This is a genomic window from Pseudocitrobacter vendiensis, from assembly GCF_943590815.1.
Taxonomy (GTDB): domain Bacteria; phylum Pseudomonadota; class Gammaproteobacteria; order Enterobacterales; family Enterobacteriaceae; genus Pseudocitrobacter; species Pseudocitrobacter vendiensis.
Genome location: NZ_CALSBS010000011.1, coordinates 123,736 through 143,478 on the forward strand (window position 1 = coordinate 123,736; position 19,743 = coordinate 143,478).

At 54.7% G+C, this 19,743-nt stretch carries 17 protein-coding genes; 9 read left to right on the forward strand and 8 right to left on the reverse strand.

Annotation, left to right across the window (positions count from 1 at the left end; all coding sequences use genetic code 11):
- The 6 genes from NMC31_RS13535 (at nt 1) to NMC31_RS13560 (ending at nt 4,687) form a co-directional block, all read left to right on the forward strand.
- A complete protein-coding gene (locus NMC31_RS13535; protein WP_253898249.1) occupies nt 1-408 on the forward strand; it encodes a mannose/fructose/sorbose PTS transporter subunit IIA in 408 nt (135 codons plus the stop codon).
- Nucleotides 408-902 (forward strand): PTS sugar transporter subunit IIB, encoded by a 495-nt coding sequence (locus NMC31_RS13540; RefSeq protein WP_253898250.1) that lies wholly within the window; start codon nt 408-410, stop codon nt 900-902. Before NMC31_RS13535 ends, NMC31_RS13540 begins: the two co-directional genes overlap by 1 nt.
- Before the next feature lie 65 nt (nt 903-967).
- Nucleotides 968-1,765: a PTS mannose/fructose/sorbose transporter subunit IIC gene (locus NMC31_RS13545; RefSeq protein WP_253898251.1), complete on the forward strand. Its 798-nt coding sequence runs from the start codon at nt 968-970 to the stop codon at nt 1,763-1,765.
- Between the two features lie 11 nt (nt 1,766-1,776).
- Nucleotides 1,777-2,601, forward strand: coding sequence for a PTS system mannose/fructose/sorbose family transporter subunit IID (locus NMC31_RS13550; protein WP_015966358.1), 825 nt, complete (start codon nt 1,777-1,779; stop codon nt 2,599-2,601).
- 51 nt (nt 2,602-2,652) lie between these two features.
- Nucleotides 2,653-3,882, forward strand: coding sequence for an L-sorbose 1-phosphate reductase (gene sorE, locus NMC31_RS13555; RefSeq protein ID WP_253898252.1), 1,230 nt, complete (start codon nt 2,653-2,655; stop codon nt 3,880-3,882).
- Nucleotides 3,875-4,687 (forward strand): shikimate 5-dehydrogenase, encoded by an 813-nt coding sequence (locus NMC31_RS13560; RefSeq protein WP_253898253.1) that lies wholly within the window; start codon nt 3,875-3,877, stop codon nt 4,685-4,687. Before sorE ends, NMC31_RS13560 begins: the two co-directional genes overlap by 8 nt.
- 26 nt (nt 4,688-4,713) lie before the next feature.
- On the opposite strand, the gene NMC31_RS13565 is transcribed toward NMC31_RS13560, so the two are convergent.
- Complete coding sequence (locus NMC31_RS13565) at nt 4,714-5,028, reverse strand: CcdB family protein (RefSeq protein ID WP_253898254.1); 315 nt, start codon at nt 5,026-5,028, stop codon at nt 4,714-4,716.
- Complete coding sequence (locus NMC31_RS13570; protein WP_253898255.1) at nt 5,028-5,321, reverse strand: type II toxin-antitoxin system CcdA family antitoxin; 294 nt, start codon at nt 5,319-5,321, stop codon at nt 5,028-5,030. The genes NMC31_RS13565 and NMC31_RS13570 overlap by 1 nt, the downstream gene beginning before the upstream one ends.
- A gap of 182 nt (nt 5,322-5,503) precedes the next feature.
- Here NMC31_RS13570 and pepE point away from each other — a divergent pair, with 182 nt between their 5' ends.
- Entirely contained in the window at nt 5,504-6,193 is a 690-nt protein-coding gene (pepE, locus tag NMC31_RS13575) for a dipeptidase PepE (protein ID WP_253898256.1), read from the forward strand.
- Nucleotides 6,194-6,275: 82 nt separating this feature from the next.
- Here the strand turns inward: pepE and NMC31_RS13580 are convergent, their stop codons facing one another.
- Both NMC31_RS13580 and metH read right to left on the reverse strand, forming a co-directional pair.
- Nucleotides 6,276-7,907, reverse strand: coding sequence for a Na/Pi cotransporter family protein (locus NMC31_RS13580; RefSeq protein ID WP_149461750.1), 1,632 nt, complete (start codon nt 7,905-7,907; stop codon nt 6,276-6,278).
- Nucleotides 7,908-8,241: 334 nt separating this feature from the next.
- Entirely contained in the window at nt 8,242-11,925 is a 3,684-nt protein-coding gene (gene metH, locus NMC31_RS13585) for a methionine synthase (RefSeq protein WP_253898257.1), read from the reverse strand.
- A gap of 202 nt (nt 11,926-12,127) precedes the next feature.
- Here metH and iclR point away from each other — a divergent pair, with 202 nt between their 5' ends.
- The gene (gene iclR / locus NMC31_RS13590) at nt 12,128-12,952 is read left to right on the forward strand and encodes a glyoxylate bypass operon transcriptional repressor IclR (protein ID WP_149461748.1); all 825 of its coding nucleotides are present in this window, start codon (nt 12,128-12,130) and stop codon (nt 12,950-12,952) included.
- Between the two features lie 153 nt (nt 12,953-13,105).
- On the opposite strand, the gene aceK is transcribed toward iclR, so the two are convergent.
- From aceK to metA, 4 genes are all read right to left on the reverse strand, one after another.
- A complete protein-coding gene (gene aceK, locus NMC31_RS13595) occupies nt 13,106-14,890 on the reverse strand; it encodes a bifunctional isocitrate dehydrogenase kinase/phosphatase (protein ID WP_253898258.1) in 1,785 nt (594 codons plus the stop codon).
- 102 nt (nt 14,891-14,992) lie between these two features.
- On the reverse strand, nt 14,993-16,297 hold the full coding sequence (gene aceA, locus NMC31_RS13600; protein WP_253898259.1) for an isocitrate lyase: 1,305 nt from the start codon (nt 16,295-16,297) through the stop codon (nt 14,993-14,995).
- A 31-nt stretch (nt 16,298-16,328) separates the two neighbouring features.
- A complete protein-coding gene (gene aceB / locus NMC31_RS13605; protein ID WP_253898260.1) occupies nt 16,329-17,930 on the reverse strand; it encodes a malate synthase A in 1,602 nt (533 codons plus the stop codon).
- A 270-nt stretch (nt 17,931-18,200) separates the two neighbouring features.
- Complete coding sequence (gene metA, locus NMC31_RS13610; RefSeq protein ID WP_149461744.1) at nt 18,201-19,130, reverse strand: homoserine O-acetyltransferase MetA; 930 nt, start codon at nt 19,128-19,130, stop codon at nt 18,201-18,203.
- Nucleotides 19,131-19,286: 156 nt separating this feature from the next.
- Here metA and NMC31_RS13615 point away from each other — a divergent pair, with 156 nt between their 5' ends.
- Nucleotides 19,287-19,730: an acetyltransferase gene (locus NMC31_RS13615; protein ID WP_253898261.1), complete on the forward strand. Its 444-nt coding sequence runs from the start codon at nt 19,287-19,289 to the stop codon at nt 19,728-19,730.
- The last annotated feature ends 13 nt before the right edge of the window (nt 19,731-19,743 follow it).

A 19,743-nucleotide genomic window follows, 5' to 3' on the forward strand; every position in this document is an offset into this window, starting at 1 on the left:
ATGGTCAACGCCATTTTTTGCGCCCACGGCAAATTAGCCTGCGCCATGCTGGAATCGGTTCAGATGGTATACGGCGACGCCAATGTCGAGGCAGTGGAATTTGTGCCCGGCGAGAACGCCGGAGACATCGTGGCAAAGCTGGAAAAGTTAGTGAGTATTTACAATCAGGACGAGTGGCTGATTGCCGTAGATTTACAATGCGGTAGCCCCTGGAATGCGGCCGCGACGCTTGCAATGCGTAACCCGCGCCTGCGGGTGATCAGCGGCCTTTCTCTGCCGCTGGCGCTCGAACTGGTCGATAACCAGGGCAGCATGAACGTTGATGAACTGTGTGAACACCTGACGCAAATCGCAACGCAAACCTGCGTTGTCTGGAAACAACTGGAAAAGGCTGAGGAGGATTTCTAATGAACATTACGCTCGCCCGCATTGATGACCGCCTGATCCACGGCCAGGTCACCACCGTCTGGTCGAAAGTGGCTAATGCCCAGCGCATTATTATCTGTAATGACGAGGTGTATAACGATGACGTTCGCCGGACATTATTGCGTCAGGCCGCACCGCCGGGAATGAAGGTTAACGTGGTCAATATTGAAAAAGCCGTCGCGGTATATCACAACCCCCAATACCAGGACGAAACCGTATTCTATCTTTTCACTCGTCCCCAGGATGCCTTAGCGATGGTTCGTCAGGGAGTGAAAATCGGCACCCTGAATATAGGTGGAATGGCCTGGCGGCCTGGCAAAAAACAGTTAACCAAAGCCGTCTCATTAGATGATGAGGATATTGAGGCATTTAATGAACTGAATAATCTTGGCGTCACACTGGATTTACGCGTTGTAGCGTCAGATCCTTCTATTAATATTATCGACAAAATAAAAGAGCAATCAGCCACAAATTAAATAATAGCGCCTGTGTACGTATGCTTTAACAGGCAGGGATGACGACACTTAAAAGGTGACAAATAATGGAAATAAGTACCCTACAAATCATTGCCATATTTCTTTTTTCCTGTATTGCCGGAATGGGCAGCGTGCTGGATGAGTTTCAGACTCACCGCCCGCTTATCGCCTGTACGGTCATTGGATTAATCCTTGGCGACATTAAAACCGGGATTATGCTCGGCGGCACACTGGAGCTTATTGCGCTCGGCTGGATGAACGTCGGTGCAGCGCAATCTCCGGATTCCGCGCTCGCCAGCATTATCTCCGCCATTCTGGTTATCGTCGGCCAGCAAAGTATCGCCACGGGCATCGCGATCGCCCTTCCCGTGGCGGCGGCAGGCCAGGTGCTGACGGTCTTCGCCCGCACCATCACCGTGGTGTTCCAGCACGCGGCGGATAAAGCCGCAGAAGAAGCACGCTTTCGCACCATCGATATTCTGCATGTCTCCGCGCTTGGCGTGCAGGCGCTGCGCGTTGCTATTCCGGCACTGATTGTCTCGCTGTTCGTCAGCGCCGATATGGTCAGCAATATGCTGAGCGCGATACCGGAATTCGTCACGCGAGGTCTGCAAATCGCAGGCGGCTTTATTGTCGTCGTCGGCTACGCCATGGTGCTGCGCATGATGGGCGTAAAGTACCTGATGCCCTTCTTTTTCCTTGGCTTTATCGCGGGAGGCTATCTCGACCTCAGCCTGCTGGCCTTTGGCGGCGTCGGCGTGATTCTCGCGCTGGTCTATATCCAGTTGAATCCGCAGTGGCGTAAGTCCGAACCGCAACCCCAGGCAAATTCCTCCACCGCCCTTGACCAGCTTGACGACTAACGGAGCCCATCATGGAACAGAGAAAAATCACACGCAGCGATCTGGTGAGCATGTTTCTGCGCTCCAACCTGCAACAGGCGTCCTTCAATTTTGAACGCATTCATGGGCTGGGTTTTTGCTACGACATGATCCCCGCCATCAAGCGCCTGTATCCACTGAAAGAAGACCAGGTTGCCGCGCTGAAGCGTCACCTCGTGTTCTTCAATACCACTCCAGCCGTGTGTGGCCCGGTCATTGGCGTGACCGCCGCGATGGAAGAAGCGCGCGCCAACGGTGCTGAAATTGATGACGGCGCCATCAACGGGATCAAAGTTGGCCTGATGGGCCCGTTGGCCGGGGTTGGCGATCCGCTGGTCTGGGGGACCTTACGCCCGATTACCGCCGCGCTCGGCGCATCGCTGGCGTTATCCGGCAACATTCTCGGCCCGCTGCTGTTCTTCTTTATTTTCAACGCGGTGCGTCTGGCGATGAAGTGGTATGGGCTGCAGCTCGGCTTTCGCAAAGGCGTGAATATTGTCAGCGATATGGGCGGGAATGTGCTGCAAAAACTGACCGAAGGCGCGTCGATTCTTGGCCTGTTTGTGATGGGGGTGCTGGTCACCAAATGGACGTCAATCAATGTACCGTTGGTGGTTTCACAAACGCCTGCCGCAGACGGCTCCACCGTCACCATGACCGTGCAGAACATTCTCGACCAACTTTGCCCTGGTTTGCTGGCGCTCGGTCTGACACTGCTGATGGTGCGTCTGCTCAACAAAAAAATTAACCCCGTATGGCTGATCTTCGCCCTGTTTGGCTTAGGGATTATCGGCAATGCGCTGGGCTTCCTGTCCTGATTCTTCGCCCCGGCGCAACTGACGGGGCCATCGCTCAACATGAGGTGGTTTATGAAAACAACAGCTCTGCGTCTTTACGGTAAACGTGACCTGCGTCTGGAAACCTTTGACCTTCCTGAAATGCAGGAAGATGAAATTCTGGCGACAGTGGTCACCGACAGCCTGTGTCTTTCCTCCTGGAAAGAGGCCAATCTGGGTGAAAACCATAAAAAAGTACCCGACGATGTGGCAACCCATCCGATCATCATCGGCCATGAGTTTTGCGGCGATATTCTGGTCGTGGGTAAAAAATGGCAGCACAAGTTTCAGCCCGGCCAGCGCTATGTGATTCAGGCCAACCTGCAACTGCCCGATCGCCCGGACTGCCCCGGCTACTCCTTCCCGTGGGTGGGTGGTGAAGCGACGCATGTGGTTATCCCGAACGAGGTCATGGAACAGGATTGCCTGCTGGCATACGAAGGCGAGACCTACTTTGAAGGCTCGTTGGTCGAGCCGCTCTCCTGCGTAATTGGCGCGTTCAACGCCAATTATCATCTGCAGGAAGGCACCTATAACCACAAGATGGGGATTCGCCCACAGGGACGCACGCTGATCCTCGGCGGCACCGGACCAATGGGACTGTTGGCGATTGACTACGCGCTGCATGGGCCGGTGAATCCATCGCTGTTAATCGTCACCGATACTAATAACGACAAGCTGAGCTACGCGCGCAAACACTATCCGTCAGAGCCGCAAACGTTGATTCACTATCTCAATGCCGCCGAGGCCTCGTACGAGACGTTAATGGCACTGAGCGGCGGCCACGGCTTCGACGATATTTTCGTTTTCGTGCCCAATGAAGGGTTGGTTACCCTCGCCTCTTCGCTGCTGGCAGCCGACGGTTGTATGAACTTCTTCGCCGGGCCGCAGGATAAACACTTCAGCGCGCCGATTAATTTCTACGATGTGCATTATGCATTTACCCACTACGTGGGCACGTCGGGCGGCAATACCGACGACATGCGCGCAGCGGTCAAACTGATTGAAGAGAAAAAAGTGCAGGCCGCAAAAGTGGTAACACATATTCTCGGGCTGAATGCCGCTGGCGAAACTACGCTCGAATTGCCTGCCGTCGGCGGTGGGAAAAAGCTGGTGTATACCGGAAAATATCTGCCGCTGACGTCACTCACACAGATTCAGGATGAAGAACTGGCGGCGATTCTGGCGCGTCATCAGGGAGTCTGGTCCGGCGAGGCGGAGCAATACCTGCTCGCGCATGCAGAGGCGATTACCCATGATTAATCGCGATACTCAACTCTGTATGTCGCTGGCCGGCCGCCCCGGTAACTTCGGCACGCGTTTTCACAACTATCTGTATGAAAAGCTGGGGCTGAATTTCATCTATAAAGCCTTCACTACCCAGGATATTGCAGCGGCGGTGAAAGGCGTGCGCGCGTTGGGTATTCGTGGCTGCGCCGTGTCGATGCCGTTTAAAGAAAGCTGCATGCCTTTTCTTGACGCGATCGATCCGTCAGCAAAGGTTATTGATTCAGTGAATACCATCGTGAATGACGACGGCAAACTAACCGGGTTCAACACTGACTATATCGCGGTGAAAAGCCTGATTACCCACCACCAGCTCAATACCGCCGCACGCGTGATGATTCGCGGTAGCGGTGGTATGGGCAAAGCGGTGATTGCCGCCTTTCGTGACGCAGGCTTTACGGATGTCGTCATCGCCGCGCGCAACCGCGAGAGCGGCCCGATGCTGGCGAAGCAGTATGGGTTTCAGTGGCAACCACTGCCGGAGGGTATCGCCTGCGATATCCTGGTCAACGTGACGCCAGTCGGCATGAACGGTGGTAAAGAGAGCCATGAGTTGGCCTTTAGCGAAGCGATGGTCTCTACGGCAAGCGTCGTTTTTGATGTTGTGGCCTTGCCGCCGGAAACGCCGCTCATTCGCCTGGCGCAACAGCTTTATAAACAGCCGATTAGCGGCGCGGAGGTGATTGCCTTGCAGGCCGTTGAGCAATTCGCGATGTATACCGGCGTGCGACCCGATGCGCAGTTGATTGCGCAAGCAGCAAGGTTTGCGCGAGAAGGATGAGCGACATGAGCGCCTTAACAGGCGCTCTAATATCCGTTCAGGATAAAATCTATCGCATCTCGCAACATCAGCCTTTCAGATGTCAGGTCTGCCGCGCATTCGCCCAGTTCTTTCGCGGTAATGCTCCCCATCATATGCATCATAACCGCATATGGTTGTCCGCAAATCTTCACGATGGGGCAAACCTTGGCTGGCGGTTTGCCCGGCAGTTGCTGCAATGGGACGACGGGAGCAACCAAAACATGCCTTAATACGTTCGCGATGGGATGCTGCAAGTTAATCAAATACGGATACGCTTTTTTCCCACTCCCGATATTTTCGTAGGCACAGAATTGCTCCATCAGAACGACCTTTGAAAATCGCTGAACGAACCGTTCTCATCAACCCATTGGTTAACGGACTCAATTGAATCTTTATTCTCCTGCAGCCACGTCTCTCTTTTATTTTCGCGAAATTTCTCGAGAAGCGCTTCGGTTAACACTGCTGACAGATTAATCTTCAACTTGCGTGCTTCTTCCAAAATCTCTGGTGACAAAGAAACGTTTACGGATTTTTTGATGCCCGATGTCGTGCGCATAATAACCCCCATAATAATGCGCATGTTTTGCCTTAGAGTAGCGTAATTTGTGTTCATTTTCTAATCCCTTTTCTTTGTGATTGAGCAAAAAATAAACCTCTTATTTCAATCTGTCACACGTGTTATCTCAATCCTGCGAGCGTCTTTCCAGAACTCCGTGAACCCCGTCAGCGAGTCTTATTACCCGGCGTGATAGCATAGTCATCAACCCCTTAATTCCCTGATTGTCTGGAGAAAGAATGGAACTGCTGCTGTTAAGTAACTCGACGCTACCGGGTAAAGCCTGGCTGGAACATGCGCTACCGCTGATTCGTGGCGCGCTAAACGGTCGCCGTTCGGCGGTATTTATTCCCTTCGCGGGCGTAACGCAAACGTGGGACGCCTACACCGCAAAAACGGCGGCAGTCTTTGAGCCGATGGGCGTGTCGGTCGTCGGAATCCATAACGCCGCCGATCCCGTCGCCGCCATTAACAATGCTGATCTGGTGATTGTCGGCGGCGGGAATACCTTCCAGTTGCTGAAAGAGAGCCGCGAGCGTGGGTTGCTGGCGCCGATTGTTGATGTGGTGAAGCGCGGCGCGCTCTACATCGGTTGGAGCGCCGGCTCAAATCTGGCTTGCCCAACCATTCGTACCACCAATGATATGCCGATTGTCGATCCGCAAGGTTTTGATGCGCTCGGGCTGTTCCCGCTGCAAATTAACCCGCACTTTACCAATGCACTGCCGGAAGGACACCAGGGGGAAACGCGCGAGCAACGCATCCGCGAACTGCTGGTTGCCGCACCGGAACTGACGGTAATTGGTTTACCGGAGGGTAACTGGATTCAGGTGAGCGGTGAAGTCGCGACGCTTGGTGGGCCAAATACCAACTATCTGTTTAAAGCGGGTGAAGAGGCGGTGCCACTGGAGGCTGGACACCGTTTGTAAAGAATGTTGCCGGATGCGCTGCGCGGATACGGCCTACAGATTGTAGGCTGGATAAGCGCAGCGCATCCGGCGTCAAAACGTACTAATAGTCATCCCGCTCGTCATCTTCGTCCGGCTGCTCCAGCACGCTGTAAGCCACTGAACAAAACAGTGAGTTGAGACGCTGCATATCGCCCAGCAGGCCAAGGTGTAGCGAGCTGGTTTCAATACTCTGCACGTTCTGCTGGTGCAGACGATCGACGTGCGCATGCGAGTAACGGCGATTCAGGATGCGGAAACGATGTTTGCTGCGGCGCAGGCGACGGGCACTGGTGACATCACCGGAGAAGAATACCGACATCGCCAGCTGCAGGTTACTCAGCAGTTGATCGTAAAGTGCATCCAGTTCCTTCAAGCCTTCTACCGAGAACGCGCGGCGGGCCGCCAGCGATTTATCGGCAATCTCACTGCCCATCCGTTCCACGATATCAGACGCCTGCTCCAGGTTGAGTGACATCTCAATAATTTCCGCCCAGCGTCGGGATTCCTCTTCCGCCAGTTCATCCTTCGGCATGCGAGCCAGATAGAGTTTGATGGCGGTATAAAGCACGTTAATGTCGTCAGCCAGCTTGCGCAGCTCTTTCTCTTCACGCGGTTCGCCGTGCATCACCTTTTTCAACCCTTCAAGCATCTGCTCCATCGCATCACCGATACGCAGCGCTTCACGCGCGGCATTAGCCAGCGCCAGCGTTGGCGTGTCGAGGGCGGTGGTATCCAGATGCTTTGGCTTCAGGCGTGCGTCCAGTTCAGGTTCATCGCGGATCATTCGTTTGCAGAAACGCGCCATCGGCTCGGCGAAGGGGATCATCACCACGCAGCGAATCAGGTTGTAAAAAACGTGGAAATAGATAACCAGTTCTGATTCCGGTAGCGGCAGTTTGTGCAGCGTTTCGGCCAGTACGCGTACAAATGGCAGAATAATCAGGCTGCCCACCAGCTTAAAAAGCAAACTGCCCAGCGCCACCCGGCGAGCGGCGGCATTAGCGGCACTGTTGTTGAGCATCGCCAACAGGCCAGAGCCGAGGTTAGCGCCAATCACCAGACACAGCGCCACCGGGAAGGAAATAATCCCCGCCGTGGTAAGCGTGGCGGTCAGCAGCACGGCGGCCAGGCTCGAATAACTGATGATGGCGAACATCGCGCCAATCAGCGCATCCAGCATGATATCGCCGGTGAGCGAGGCAAAAATCACCTGTACGCCGTTGGCCTGAGTGATCGGCGTGACGGCCTGGACGATGAGTTCCAGCGCCAGCAAAATCAGGCCAAGGCCAATCCCGACGCGACCCAATTGCCCGGCGCGCGACTGTTTGCGGCCGAGGAAGAAGATCACGCCGATAAAAATCAGCAGCGGCGATAACCAGGATAAATCGAAGGTGAGGATACGCGCCATCAGCGCGGTCCCCACGTCAGCGCCCAACACAATCACCAGGGCAGGCGTCAGGGCGACCAGATCCTGGGCGACGAACGACGTCACCAGCATGGTCGTCGCGTTACTGCTCTGCACCAGCGCAGTGACGCCAATGCCGGCGCAGAAGGCGAGCGGTTTCTTTTCAACGCTACGGCTGAGGACGGTACGCAGACGCGCGCCGAAGACGCGCATCACGCCCGTGCGGACAATGTGGGTGCCCCAAACCAGGAGGGCGACCGCGGAAAGCAGGTGTAACAGCGTTAACACAGAGTGGGGTTCTCCTTATCGTTATTGTTTTCCTGAGGCTATCTGCGCGGTTCTGCCGGATGGCGCTGCGCTTATCCGGCCTACACGCAAGTCGTGAATCCGGCGGCGAACCATGTAGGCCCGGTAAGCGCAGCGCCACCGGGCAAAACCAACGCGCTCATGTAGGCCCGGTAAGCGCAGCGCCACCGGGCAAAACCAACGCGCTCATGTAGGCCCGGTAAGCGCAGCGCCACCGGGCAAAAACGACGAAGCCTTCTTCCAGTATAAGGGTTTACTCACAAGAAAGAGACAGGGCGCTCAATGAGCGCCCTGTTTGTTGTAAGGAAAAGTGACGTTAATCCGCGTCATACCCCAGATTCGGGGCCAGCCAGCGTTCAACTTCCTCTACGCTCATCCCTTTGCGGCGGGCGTAATCTTCCACCTGGTCACGCTGAATTTGCGCGACCGCGTAGTACTTGCTGTCCGGGTGGCTGAAATACCAGCCGGAGACCGACGCGCCGGGCCACATGGCGAACGATTCCGTCAGCTTCATGCCAGTGTGTTTTTCGACGTCCAGCAGTTCCCAGATGGTCCCTTTTTCCGTGTGTTCCGGGCAGGCAGGGTAACCAGGCGCCGGGCGAATGCCCTGATAGTTTTCACGGATCAGCTCTTCGTTGCTGAGGTTCTCATTCGGCGCATAGCCCCAGTAAACTTTACGCACGCGCTCATGAAGATATTCGGCAAAGGCTTCCGCCAGGCGGTCGGCTATCGCTTTCACCATGATTTTATTGTAATCATCATGCTGCGCTTCAAAAGCATCCGCCAGCGCATCCTCTTCCAGCCCACCGGTGACGGCGAACGCGCCGATGTAGTCTTCTTTACCGCTCAGTTTCGGCGCGACAAAATCGGCAAGACAGTAGTTCGCAAAGCCCACTTTCTCGGTTTGCTGGCGTAAATGACGACTAACGGTGAGCACGTGCGTGCGCGTTTCGTCACGGTAGATTTCAATGTCATCACCTACCCGGTTCGCCGGGAACAGGCCGACCACACCGCGCGGATTCAGCGTTTTTCCGGCGCTCAGTTTGTCGAGCAACTCATTGGCATCTTTAAACAGACGCTGCGCTTCTTCGCCAACGACTTCATCTTCCAGAATGCGCGGATATTTCCCGGCCAGCGACCAGGTCATAAAGAACGGCGTCCAGTCGATGTAGTTGCGCAGCGTTTCGATACTGGCTTCCACTTCCTGCACGCCGAGACGGTGCGCCACCGGCGGCGTGTAGCTCGCCCAGTCGAATGCCAGATCGTTTTCACGCGCGGCCTGCAAAGTTACCGGCGGGGTGCGCGGTTTCTTACGCCCATGCTGAATTCGAACGGTTTCGTACTCTTTACGCGTGCGGGCGACAAAATCGTCACGCTGCGTATCGGAAAGCAGCGCCGCAACCACGCCAACGGTGCGAGAGGCGTTCTGTACATACACCGTTGGACCGCTGTAGTTCTGCTCGATTTTCACCGCCGTGTGCGCTTTAGAAGTCGTCGCACCGCCAATCAGCAGCGGGATGGTGAAGCCCTGACGCTCCATCTCTTTCGCCACGTTAACCATTTCATCCAGCGACGGGGTAATCAAGCCGGAGAGGCCAATCAGGTCCGCATTCACTTCTTTGGCGGTTTTGAGAATTTTGTCGGCAGGCACCATCACGCCCAGGTCGATGATTTCGTAGTTGTTGCACTGCAACACCACGCCGACGATATTTTTGCCGATATCATGGACATCGCCTTTTACGGTCGCGATCACCATCTTGCCGTTGCTGGAGCCTTTCTCTTTGCTGGCTTCAATATACGGCTCGAGATAGGCCACCGCCTGCTTCATGACGCGCGCCGATTTCACCACCTGCGGCAGGAACATTTTACCCTCGCCAAACAGATCGCCGACCACGTTCATGCCATCCATTAGCGGGCCTTCAATCACCTCAATCGGGCGAGTTGCCTGCTGACGCGCCTCTTCCGTATCCAGCTCGATAAACTCTGTAATGCCTTTCACCAGTGAGTATTCGAGGCGTTTTTTCACGTCCCACGAACGCCACTCGGCCTGCTGGGCGTTGGCGGTGTCGTCGGTTTTGCTGCCGCGATATTTTTCGGCAAGATCCAGTAAACGCTCGGTGCCATCGTCGCGACGATTAAGAATCACATCTTCCACCGCGTCGCGCAGTTCAGCCGGCAGGTCGTCGTAAATCGCCAGTTGCCCGGCGTTCACAATCCCCATGTCCATACCGTTGCGGATAGCGTAGTAGAGGAACACCGCGTGAATGGCTTCGCGCACCGGATCGTTGCCACGGAACGAGAAAGAAACGTTAGAAACGCCGCCGGAAATCAGTGCATGCGGCAGCTCGCGTTTGATATCTTCACACGCGCCGATAAAGTCCTGCGCATAGTTGTTGTGCTCTTCAATGCCGGTCGCCACCGCGAAGATGTTCGGGTCAAAGATGATATCTTCTGGCGGGAAGCCAACCTCTTCGGTGAGGATTTTGTACGCCCGACGGCAAATCTCGATTTTCCGTGCGCGGGTATCGGCCTGGCCCTGTTCGTCAAAGGCCATCACCACGACTGCCGCACCGTAGCGACGCAACAGTTTCGCGTGATGAATAAAGGCATCGACGCCCTCTTTCATCGAGATAGAGTTAACAATGCCTTTGCCCTGGATACACTTCAGACCTTTTTCAATGACCTCCCATTTTGAGGAGTCGATCATAATCGGCACGCGAGCGATATCCGGTTCACCGGCAATCAGATTGAGAAAACGCACCATCGCCGCTTCGGCGTCGAGCATCCCTTCATCCATGTTGATATCGATAATCTGCGCGCCGCTTTCCACCTGCTGGCGAGCCACATCCAGCGCTTCGCTGTATTTCTCTTCTTTAATCAGGCGTTTGAACTTAGCGGACCCGGTGACGTTGGTGCGTTCACCCACGTTCACAAACAGGCTGTCGTCGCCAATGTTCAGCGGCTCCAGGCCAGACAAGCGGCAGGCAACGGGCAGTTCAGGCAGCTTGCGCGGCGGCAGCCCGGCAACGGCACGGCTCATCGCGGCAATGTGTTCCGGCGTGGTACCACAGCAACCGCCGACGATATTCAGGAAGCCGGCTTCCGCCCATTCGCGAATCTGTTTTGCCATGGTGTCGGCATCGAGATCGTATTCACCAAAGGCGTTCGGCAGCCCGGCGTTGGGGTGGGCGGTGACGTAGCATTCCGCAATACGTGACAGTTCCTGTACGTACTGGCGCAGTTCATCCGGCCCCAGCGCACAGTTCAGGCCAAAGGTCAGCGCTTCGGCGTGGCGCAATGAGTTGTAAAATGCTTCAGTGGTTTGCCCGGAGAGCGTTCGCCCGGAGGCATCGGTGATGGTGCCGGAAATCATGATCGGCAGGTCAACGCCCAGCGCTTCAAACTCTTCTTTTACTGCGAAAATCGCCGCTTTGGCGTTGAGGGTGTCGAAGACGGTTTCAATCAGGATAAGGTCCGCGCCGCCTTCCACCAATGCTTTCGTTGATTCGCGGTATGCGGCCACCAGCCCATCAAAAGTGATATTGCGAAATGCCGGGTCGTTAACATCAGGTGAGATGGAGGCCGTACGGTTGGTGGGGCCAAGAACGCCTGCCACATAGCGCGGTTTTTCCGGTGTGCGTGCAGTCCACTCATCGGCGCAGGCACGCGCCAGTTTAGCGGCAGCGAAGTTGATTTCCGCCGACAGGGATTCCATCTGGTAATCCGCCATGGCGATGGTTGTGGAGTTAAAGGTGTTGGTTTCAATGATATCCGCGCCCGCTTCGAAATAGGCATCATGAATGGCGGAGATCACCTCCGGCTTGCTCAACACCAGCAGGTCGTTGTTACCCTTGAGGTCGCACGGCCAGTCGGCAAAACGCGCGCCGCGAAAATCCGCTTCGCTCAGGCGATAGCTCTGGATCATGGTGCCCATGCCCCCGTCCAGAACCAGAATTCGATCATTTAACTGCTGACGTAATTGTTCAACTTTGCTGCTCACACGCACTCCCGACCACGCTCAACCAAACCCAGAGAAAAAAACGGCAATAGACCATACTGGCATAAACCCTGATGGTGGAAAAGAGAACAACGCGCTACATGAGACAAGTTCACCATGACTCATCGGATCAGTAAGTCTGGCGATTGCATTATAATCAAATAAAACGAAAATGATTTCCACGATACAGAAACAGGAGTTCGCTATGGTTGCCACCGTTCCCGCGAAGCGCGGAAGAAAACCCGCCGCAGCCGCCGCTCCGCAGAGTGGCCAGGTTCAGTCTTTAACGCGCGGGCTGAAATTACTGGAATGGATTGCCGAATCAAACGGCAGCGTTGCGCTGACTGAACTCGCCCAGCAGGCCGGATTGCCCAATTCCACCACTCACCGTTTACTGACCACCATGCAGCAGCAGGGTTTCGTCCGTCAGGTGGGCGAGCTGGGGCACTGGGCCGTGGGCGCGCATGCATTTATCGTCGGCAGCAGTTTTTTGCAGAGCCGTAATTTGCTGGCGATTGTCCACCCTATCCTGCGCAAACTGATGGAAGACTCCGGCGAGACGGTCAACCTGGCGGTGCTGGATCAAAGCGACCATCAGGCCATTATTATTGATCAGGTTCAGTGCACGCAGTTGATGCGCATGTCTGCCCCCATTGGTGGCAAACTGCCGATGCACGCCTCCGGCGCGGGTAAGGCGTTCTTATCGCAACTGAGCGAAGAGCAAGTTACCGGCTTACTGCACCGCAAAGGGCTGCACGCCTATACCCATGCGACGCTGGTGTCGCCGGTACATCTGAAGGAAGACCTCGCCCAAACGCGCAAGCGCGGGTACTCCTTTGATGACGAAGAGCATGCGCTGGGGCTGCGCTGCGTGGCGTCCTGCATTTATGACGAGCACCGCGAGCCGTTTGCAGCGATCTCCATTTCCGGGCCGATTTCACGCATTACCGACGACCGGGTAACTGAGTTTGGCGCGATGGTGATCAAGGCGGCGAAGGAAGTAACGCTGGCGTATGGTGGGATTCGATAACAAAAATGCCCCATCGCTGATGGGGTATTCCAGATTGCCGACAAAGTGCGCGTTGTTCTTGCCGGATGCGGCGTAAACGCCTTGCCCGGCCTACAAAACCTCGCTAATTCAATATATTGCAGAATACCTGAAGGCCTGATAAGCAAATCGCCATCAGGCTGATCGAGGCATAACGCCGGATGGCGGCGCAAGCGCCTTATCCAGCCTACGATCGGTTTCATAACGCACGCTGAAACGCTGGCGACGACGGTAGGCGTAAACATCTTCCACATGACCATTTTTGATGCGCGTCTGTAGGCCGCGCCAGTAGTCGGCGCTGAACAAGTCGGCATGCATCTCTTCAAACAGCGGGCCGATACGCGGGTCGGCACAGAGCCAGTGGCGAAACTCCTCCGGGAAGACATCGCCCGGCGAGACGCTGTACCAGGGTTCGCTGGCCAGTTCGTCCTCCGGGTAGCGCGGGGGCGGTATATCGCGGAAATTCACTTCGGTCATATAGCAGATTTCATCGTAATCGTAGAACACCACGCGGCCATGACGGGTGACGCCAAAGTTTTTAAACAGCATATCGCCGGGGAAAATATTGGCGGCGGCGAGCTGGCGAATGGCATTGCCGTACTCTTCAATCGCGTCGCGCAACTGCTGGCCCTCGGATTGCTCCAGCCAGATATTGAGCGGCACCATGCGCCGTTCGATGTAGAGATGACGGATAACAATGTGATCGCCCTGCTCGGTGATTTTCTCCGGCGCTTCTTGCTGCAATAGCGCCATCAGCGCAGGCGAGATTTGCCGTTTTTCCAGCACGAAGTTTTCGAACTCCTGGGTGTCCGCCATCCGCCCGACACGATCGTGCTCTTTAACCAGTTGATAGCAGGCGCGAACGTGCGCGGCATTCATCTCTTTTTGCGGCGCAAATTTGTCTTTGATGACCTTAAAGACGCGATCGTAGCCTGGCAGCGTAAACACCAGCATTACCATGCCACGAATACCCGGCGCTTCAATAAACTGCTCATCAGTACCGGAGATATAGTGCAGGTATTCACGGTAACTTTCTGTTTTTGCATGCTTCTGGCAGCCAATCGCCATATACAGCTCTGCCGTGGATTTGCCGGGCAGGATCTCGCGCAGCCATTCCACCATCGCCGCTGGCAGTGGCGCATAAACCATAAAATAGGATCGAGCAAAGCCAAAGACAATGCTCGCTTCCGTCGCGGTGGTCAGACAGGTATCAACAAACAGCTCTCCTTCATCCGTGCGGTGAATGGGGACTAAAAAGGGCAACGTAGAAGAGGGTGTCACCAGCTTGCCAACCAGCCACGCTGCCTTATTGCGATAAAACAGTTCGTTCGCCACCTGCAGGTGCGATTGTTGAAGCATCGCCAGGCCGAAGGTTTCATTCAGATGTGCAATGATGTAGTTGATATCACGCTGTTTATTCTGCCACGGCAGACGTAACGGCAGGTCAGTCAGCAGGCGATTGAGCAGCAGCCCCCAGCCGTGTTCAGGAAAGAAATCCTTCGCCAGCGGGCGTGGAATGGTGCGGAAACGGCGCTCCGGCTGTGAGCTAAAAATAAAAAGCCGCTCCGGTGTGAGCGAGCGGTGATCGAATAACCGGCAGTAAACCGAGTTAAAAAAGCTCTCCGCGATTTCGAAGCGAGGGTAATCGGGGAGAAGCGCGGTGTAGTGCTCTTTCACGCGTAACAAAAATTCGGCATCCGCGCCTTTGCCATCAGTGATGCAGCGCAACTGCTCCACCACCAGACCAACGTGGTGATCATAAAGGTGAATACGGCTTTTAATCGCCTTCTGCACAGCGTGCCAGTCGGCCTGTTCAAAGCGCTGCTGCGCGCCGGAGGTCACTTCCAGAAAACGCCCGTACTGGGCGTCAAAACCTTGCAAAATGGTGTGGGCAATCAGTAATTCCAGGCCACGCGGCATAATCGACCTCGTCCGGTGCGCGGTATGCCGGATGGCGCTGACGCTTATCCGGCCTACAAAACGGTGTAGGCCCGGTAAGCGACGCGCCACCGGGCATCTGGATCAGAACTGTGACTCTTCCGTTGAACCGGTCAACGCGGTTACTGAAGAAGCGCCACCCTGAATAATGGTCGTCACGTTATCGAAGTAGCCCGTCCCCACTTCCTGCTGATGAGAAACGAAGGTGTAACCGTCTTTGCCCGCTTCAAATTCTGGCTGCTGCACTTTCTCAACGTAGTGCTTCATCCCTTCACCCTGCGCGTAGGAGCGCGCCAGGTCGAACATGTTGAACCACATGCTGTGAATGCCCGCCAGGGTGATGAACTGGTATTTGTAGCCCATATCCGACAGTTGCTGCTGGAAGCTGGCGATGGTTTTATCGTCCAGATTTTTCTGCCAGTTGAACGACGGCGAGCAGTTATAAGCCAGCAATTTACCTGGATATTTCGCGTGAACCGCCTCGGCAAAACGGCGCGCGAGGTCAAGATCCGGCGTGGAGGTTTCACACCACACCAGGTCTGCATACGGCGCATACGCCAGACCACGGCTAATCGCCTGTTCGATACCCGCACGGGTTCGGAAGAAGCCCTCACAGGTGCGTTCGCCGGTGATAAATTTGCTATCGTAAGCGTCGCAATCAGAGGTAATCAGATCCGCCGCATCCGCATCTGTTCGCGCAATAACCAGCGTCGGCACGCCCATAACGTCAGCGGCCAGGCGTGCCGCAACCAGTTTCTGGATAGCTTCCTGCGTAGGAACCAGCACTTTTCCACCCATATGACCGCACTTCTTCACCGATGCGAGCTGATCTTCGAAGTGAACAGCCGCTGCACCGGCCTCAATCATCGACTTCATCAGTTCATACGCATTGAGCACGCCGCCGAAACCGGCCTCCGCATCGGCGACGATCGGCAGGAAATAATCGGTATAACGTGGATCATTCGGTTCGATACCGGACGCCCATTGGATCTGATCAGCACGGCGGAAGGTGTTGTTGATCCGATCCACCACCGCAGGCACCGAGTTCGCCGGGTAGAGGGATTGATCCGGATACATGCTTGATGCCAGGTTGGCGTCAGCCGCTACCTGCCAGCCGGAAAGGTAGATAGCTTCAATACCCGCTTTCGCCTGCTGCAACGCCTGGCCGCCGGTCAGCGCGCCGAGGCTGTTGACGTAGCCTTTCTTCGACTCGCCGTGCAGCAGTCGCCACATCTTCGCCGCACCCAGTTGCGCCAGCGTGCACTCCGGGTTAACCGAGCCGCGTAATTTCACCACTTCCTCGGCGCTGTAGGGGCGACGAATGCCTTCCCAGCGCGGTTGAGTCCACTCTTTCTGTAATTCTTCAATTTGTTGTGTACGGGTTTTCATGTGCAGATGCTCCATATTGTTATGTGGTGATTTACGCTAACAGGCGGTAGCCTGGCAGTGTCAGGAAGTCGATAAGGTCGTCGGAGGTGGTGATCTGCTCCATCAGGCGCGCGGCGTCATCGAAGCGCCCACTGCTGAAGCGATGCTCGCCCAGCTCTTCCTGAATCACCAATAACTCTTCAGCCAGCATCTGGCGGAACAGCGCTTTGGTGACGGCTTTGCCGTTGCTCAGGGTTTTCTCATGATGGATCCATTGCCAGATAGAGGTGCGAGAGATTTCCGCCGTCGCCGCATCTTCCATCAGGCCGTAGATTGGGACGCAGCCGTTGCCGGAGATCCACGCTTCTATATACTGCACCGCGACACGAATATTGGCGCGCATGCCCTCTTCGGTACGTTCACCGTCACAGGGGGCCAGCAGTTGTTCAGCGGTGATCGGCGCATCGTCGGTGCGGGTCACGAATAACTGATTTTTATGCTCGCCGAGCACATCGTTGAAAACCGCCATCGCGGTATCCGCCAGTCCCGGATGCGCCACCCATGTGCCATCGTGACCGTTATTGGCTTCCAGCGATTTATCCGCTTTGACTTTGTTAAGCACCTGCGTATTTCGCTCGGCGTCTTTACTCGGGATAAACGCCGCCATGCCGCCCATCGCGAACGCGCCGCGTTTGTGGCAGGTTTTAATCAGCAGGCGCGAATAAGCGCTGAGGAACGGTTTGTCCATCGTCACCACCTGGCGGTCAGGCAATACGCGGTCCGGGTGGTTTTTCAGGGTTTTAATGTAGCTGAAGATGTAATCCCAGCGGCCGCAGTTCAGGCCGACAATGTGATCGCGCAGCGCGTGCAGGATTTCATCCATCTGGAAGACGGCGGGCAGCGTTTCAATCAGCAGAGTCGCTTTGATGGTGCCGCGCGGCAGGTCAAAACGATCTTCCGTATAGCTGAAGACTTCACTCCACCAGGCCGCTTCCTGCCAGGCCTGGGTTTTCGGCAGGTAGAAGTAAGGGCCGCTGCCTTTCTCCAGCAACGCTTTGTAGTTGTGGAAGAAGTAGAGCGCGAAATCAAACAGGCTGCCCGGAATGGCTTCACTGCGCCAGGTAACGTGTTTCTCCGGTAAATGCAGGCCGCGCACGCGACAAATCAGCAGCGCGGGATTGGGTTTCAGCTGGTAGATTTTCCCGGCGTCATTGGTGTAACTGATGGTGCCGTTCACGGCATCACGCAGGTTGATTTGCCCATCAATCACTTTGTTCCAGTCCGGTGCCAGCGAATCCTCAAAATCGGCCATAAAGACTTTTACGTTGGCGTTCAGGGCGTTAATCACCATTTTGCGTTCAACAGGGCCAGTGATCTCTACACGGCGATCCTGTAAGTCTTCGGGAATACCACGGATTCTCCAGTCACTGTTACGAATGGAAGCGGTTTCCGAAATAAAATCAGGCAACTTTCCATCATCGATATCCTGCTGTTGCTGAATGCGCGCAGCCAGCAGTTTATTGCGCTTCGGCGTAAAGCGTGTCACCAGTTCGCTGAGAAATTCAACGGCTTCTGCCGTTAAGATTTGTTGCTCCTGCCCGGTAAAAGGTTCGGTAAATACCAGTTCATCCGCCGTTGTTGCCTGTTGTGTCATTGTGCTGATCCTCATTATGTATTCCGATCGATCCCCCTGGGATGAACGGACGATCACTGCATAGTTTTCATTCAACACTTTTAAGACTATCCAGGAATTAATAAAAATCAAAAACGATTTCCATTTTTAATTTAAATTACATGTAACGTGATGATTAGAATGGAATTAAAATTTTTTAATTGATTGAGGTGCGTTTCGGAAATAAAAAAGGCACCCGAAGGTGCCTGAGGAAGAGTGCTGAAACGCTTTAGGATCGGGGGACGTAGACGATCAGTCCAGCGTTGGATTCATATTCCGCAGATCGTATGGTGTGATTTGGTAGACGTAATAGTTGAGCCAGTTGGCAAACAGCAGGTTGCCATGGCTACGCCAGGTGGCGCGTGGTTTATTCTGCGGGTCGTTTTTCGGGAAGTAGTTGTGCGGTACTTCCGGGCTAAGACCGGCATCCACGTCCCGGAAAAATTCGCCTGCCAGCGTGTTAGCGTCGTACTCAGGATGACCCGTCACAAATGCAATGCGCTTGTCTTTGCTGGCAAAGAGGTAAGCATCCCCACCGTCCGTTTCCGCCAGAATATCGAGGTCGGTATAGTCGCGAATCAGCGCTGCCGGAAAATCGGCATAGCGTGAGTGCGGTGCCAGGAAGCTGTCATCGAACCCACGTGTAAGCAAGGCGTGTGGCTGAAGAATATGGTGTTCATAGACGCCAGAAAGTTTGTCGCTGCGGGTTTGTTTTGGAATGCCATAAAGAATATTCAGCGCGGCCTGGACGGCCCAACAGACAAACAGCGTGGAGGTAACGTGATCTTTTGCCCACTCCAGCACCTGCTTTATCTGCGGCCAGTAGGCGACATCATTAAATTCGACCAGCCCCAACGGCGCACCAGTGACAATCAGGCCATCGAAGTTCTGATCGCGGATCTCGTCAAAATTACAGTAGAAGTTATTCAGGTGTTCAGCGGGTGTATTGCGCGATTCCCGCGCATCAATACGTAACAGTTGGATATCCACCTGCAACGGCGAGTTAGAGAGAAGACGCAGAAACTGGTTTTCCGTTTCGATTTTCTTCGGCATCAGGTTAAGAATCAGGACTTTGAGCGGACGGATTTCCTGACCTGTTGCGCGTGATGTGGTCATTACAAAGACATTTTCATCACGCAAGAAATTGACGGCTGGTAGCTCGTCCTGTACCCGAATCGGCATAACCTTGTTACCTCACAACATACGTATAAACGTTTAGACATCCAGATAGCTGACAATAACCAGGAATAAGTGAAATGTCGAGTCTGCATGTGAAAGGTGAGAAAGTTTCACCGACAACATTACCGTAGAATATAAGAATATATAAAAGGAGTATCTATGGTTATTAGTATTCGACGTTCCCGGTACGATGAAGGGGAAAAGCTGGTGGCTGTCTGGTGCCGTTCTGTTGATGCCACGCACCATTTTTTGTCCGCTGAGTATCGGGCTGAGCTGGAAAGGCTGGTACGCTCATTTTTACCGGAAGCACCACTTTGGGTTGCAGCCAATGCGCAAGATGAGCCGGTTGGTTTTATGCTGTTGAGCGGGCAGCATATGGATGCATTGTTTGTAGATCCTGATGCACGTGGAATGGGGGTTGGCCGTTTGTTGGTAGAACATGCACTTTCTCAGGCACCTGATTTAACGACCAACGTGAATGAGCAGAACGAGCAGGCGGTTGGGTTTTATAAGAAAATGGGGTTTAGAGTGACAGGACGCAGCGAGGTGGACGATCTTGGGAAGCCGTATCCGTTGTTGAATCTGGCGTATTTAAAGGGGTAGTGCGCGCTGTGTT

Coding starts and splice junctions, on each gene's coding strand:
- NMC31_RS13535 (WP_253898249.1), top strand. CDS start 1: ATGGTCAACGCCATTTTTTGCGCCCACGGCAAATTAGCCTGCGCCATG.
- NMC31_RS13540 (WP_253898250.1), top strand. CDS start 408: ATGAACATTACGCTCGCCCGCATTGATGACCGCCTGATCCACGGCCAG.
- NMC31_RS13545 (WP_253898251.1), top strand. CDS start 968: ATGGAAATAAGTACCCTACAAATCATTGCCATATTTCTTTTTTCCTGT.
- NMC31_RS13550 (WP_015966358.1), top strand. CDS start 1,777: ATGGAACAGAGAAAAATCACACGCAGCGATCTGGTGAGCATGTTTCTG.
- sorE (WP_253898252.1), top strand. CDS start 2,653: ATGAAAACAACAGCTCTGCGTCTTTACGGTAAACGTGACCTGCGTCTG.
- NMC31_RS13560 (WP_253898253.1), top strand. CDS start 3,875: ATGATTAATCGCGATACTCAACTCTGTATGTCGCTGGCCGGCCGCCCC.
- NMC31_RS13565 (WP_253898254.1), bottom strand. CDS start 5,028: ATGGAGCAATTCTGTGCCTACGAAAATATCGGGAGTGGGAAAAAAGCG.
- NMC31_RS13570 (WP_253898255.1), bottom strand. CDS start 5,321: ATGAACACAAATTACGCTACTCTAAGGCAAAACATGCGCATTATTATG.
- pepE (WP_253898256.1), top strand. CDS start 5,504: ATGGAACTGCTGCTGTTAAGTAACTCGACGCTACCGGGTAAAGCCTGG.
- iclR (WP_149461748.1), top strand. CDS start 12,128: ATGGTTGCCACCGTTCCCGCGAAGCGCGGAAGAAAACCCGCCGCAGCC.
- aceK (WP_253898258.1), bottom strand. CDS start 14,890: ATGCCGCGTGGCCTGGAATTACTGATTGCCCACACCATTTTGCAAGGT.
- aceA (WP_253898259.1), bottom strand. CDS start 16,297: ATGAAAACCCGTACACAACAAATTGAAGAATTACAGAAAGAGTGGACT.
- aceB (WP_253898260.1), bottom strand. CDS start 17,930: ATGACACAACAGGCAACAACGGCGGATGAACTGGTATTTACCGAACCT.
- metA (WP_149461744.1), bottom strand. CDS start 19,130: ATGCCGATTCGGGTACAGGACGAGCTACCAGCCGTCAATTTCTTGCGT.
- NMC31_RS13615 (WP_253898261.1), top strand. CDS start 19,287: ATGGTTATTAGTATTCGACGTTCCCGGTACGATGAAGGGGAAAAGCTG.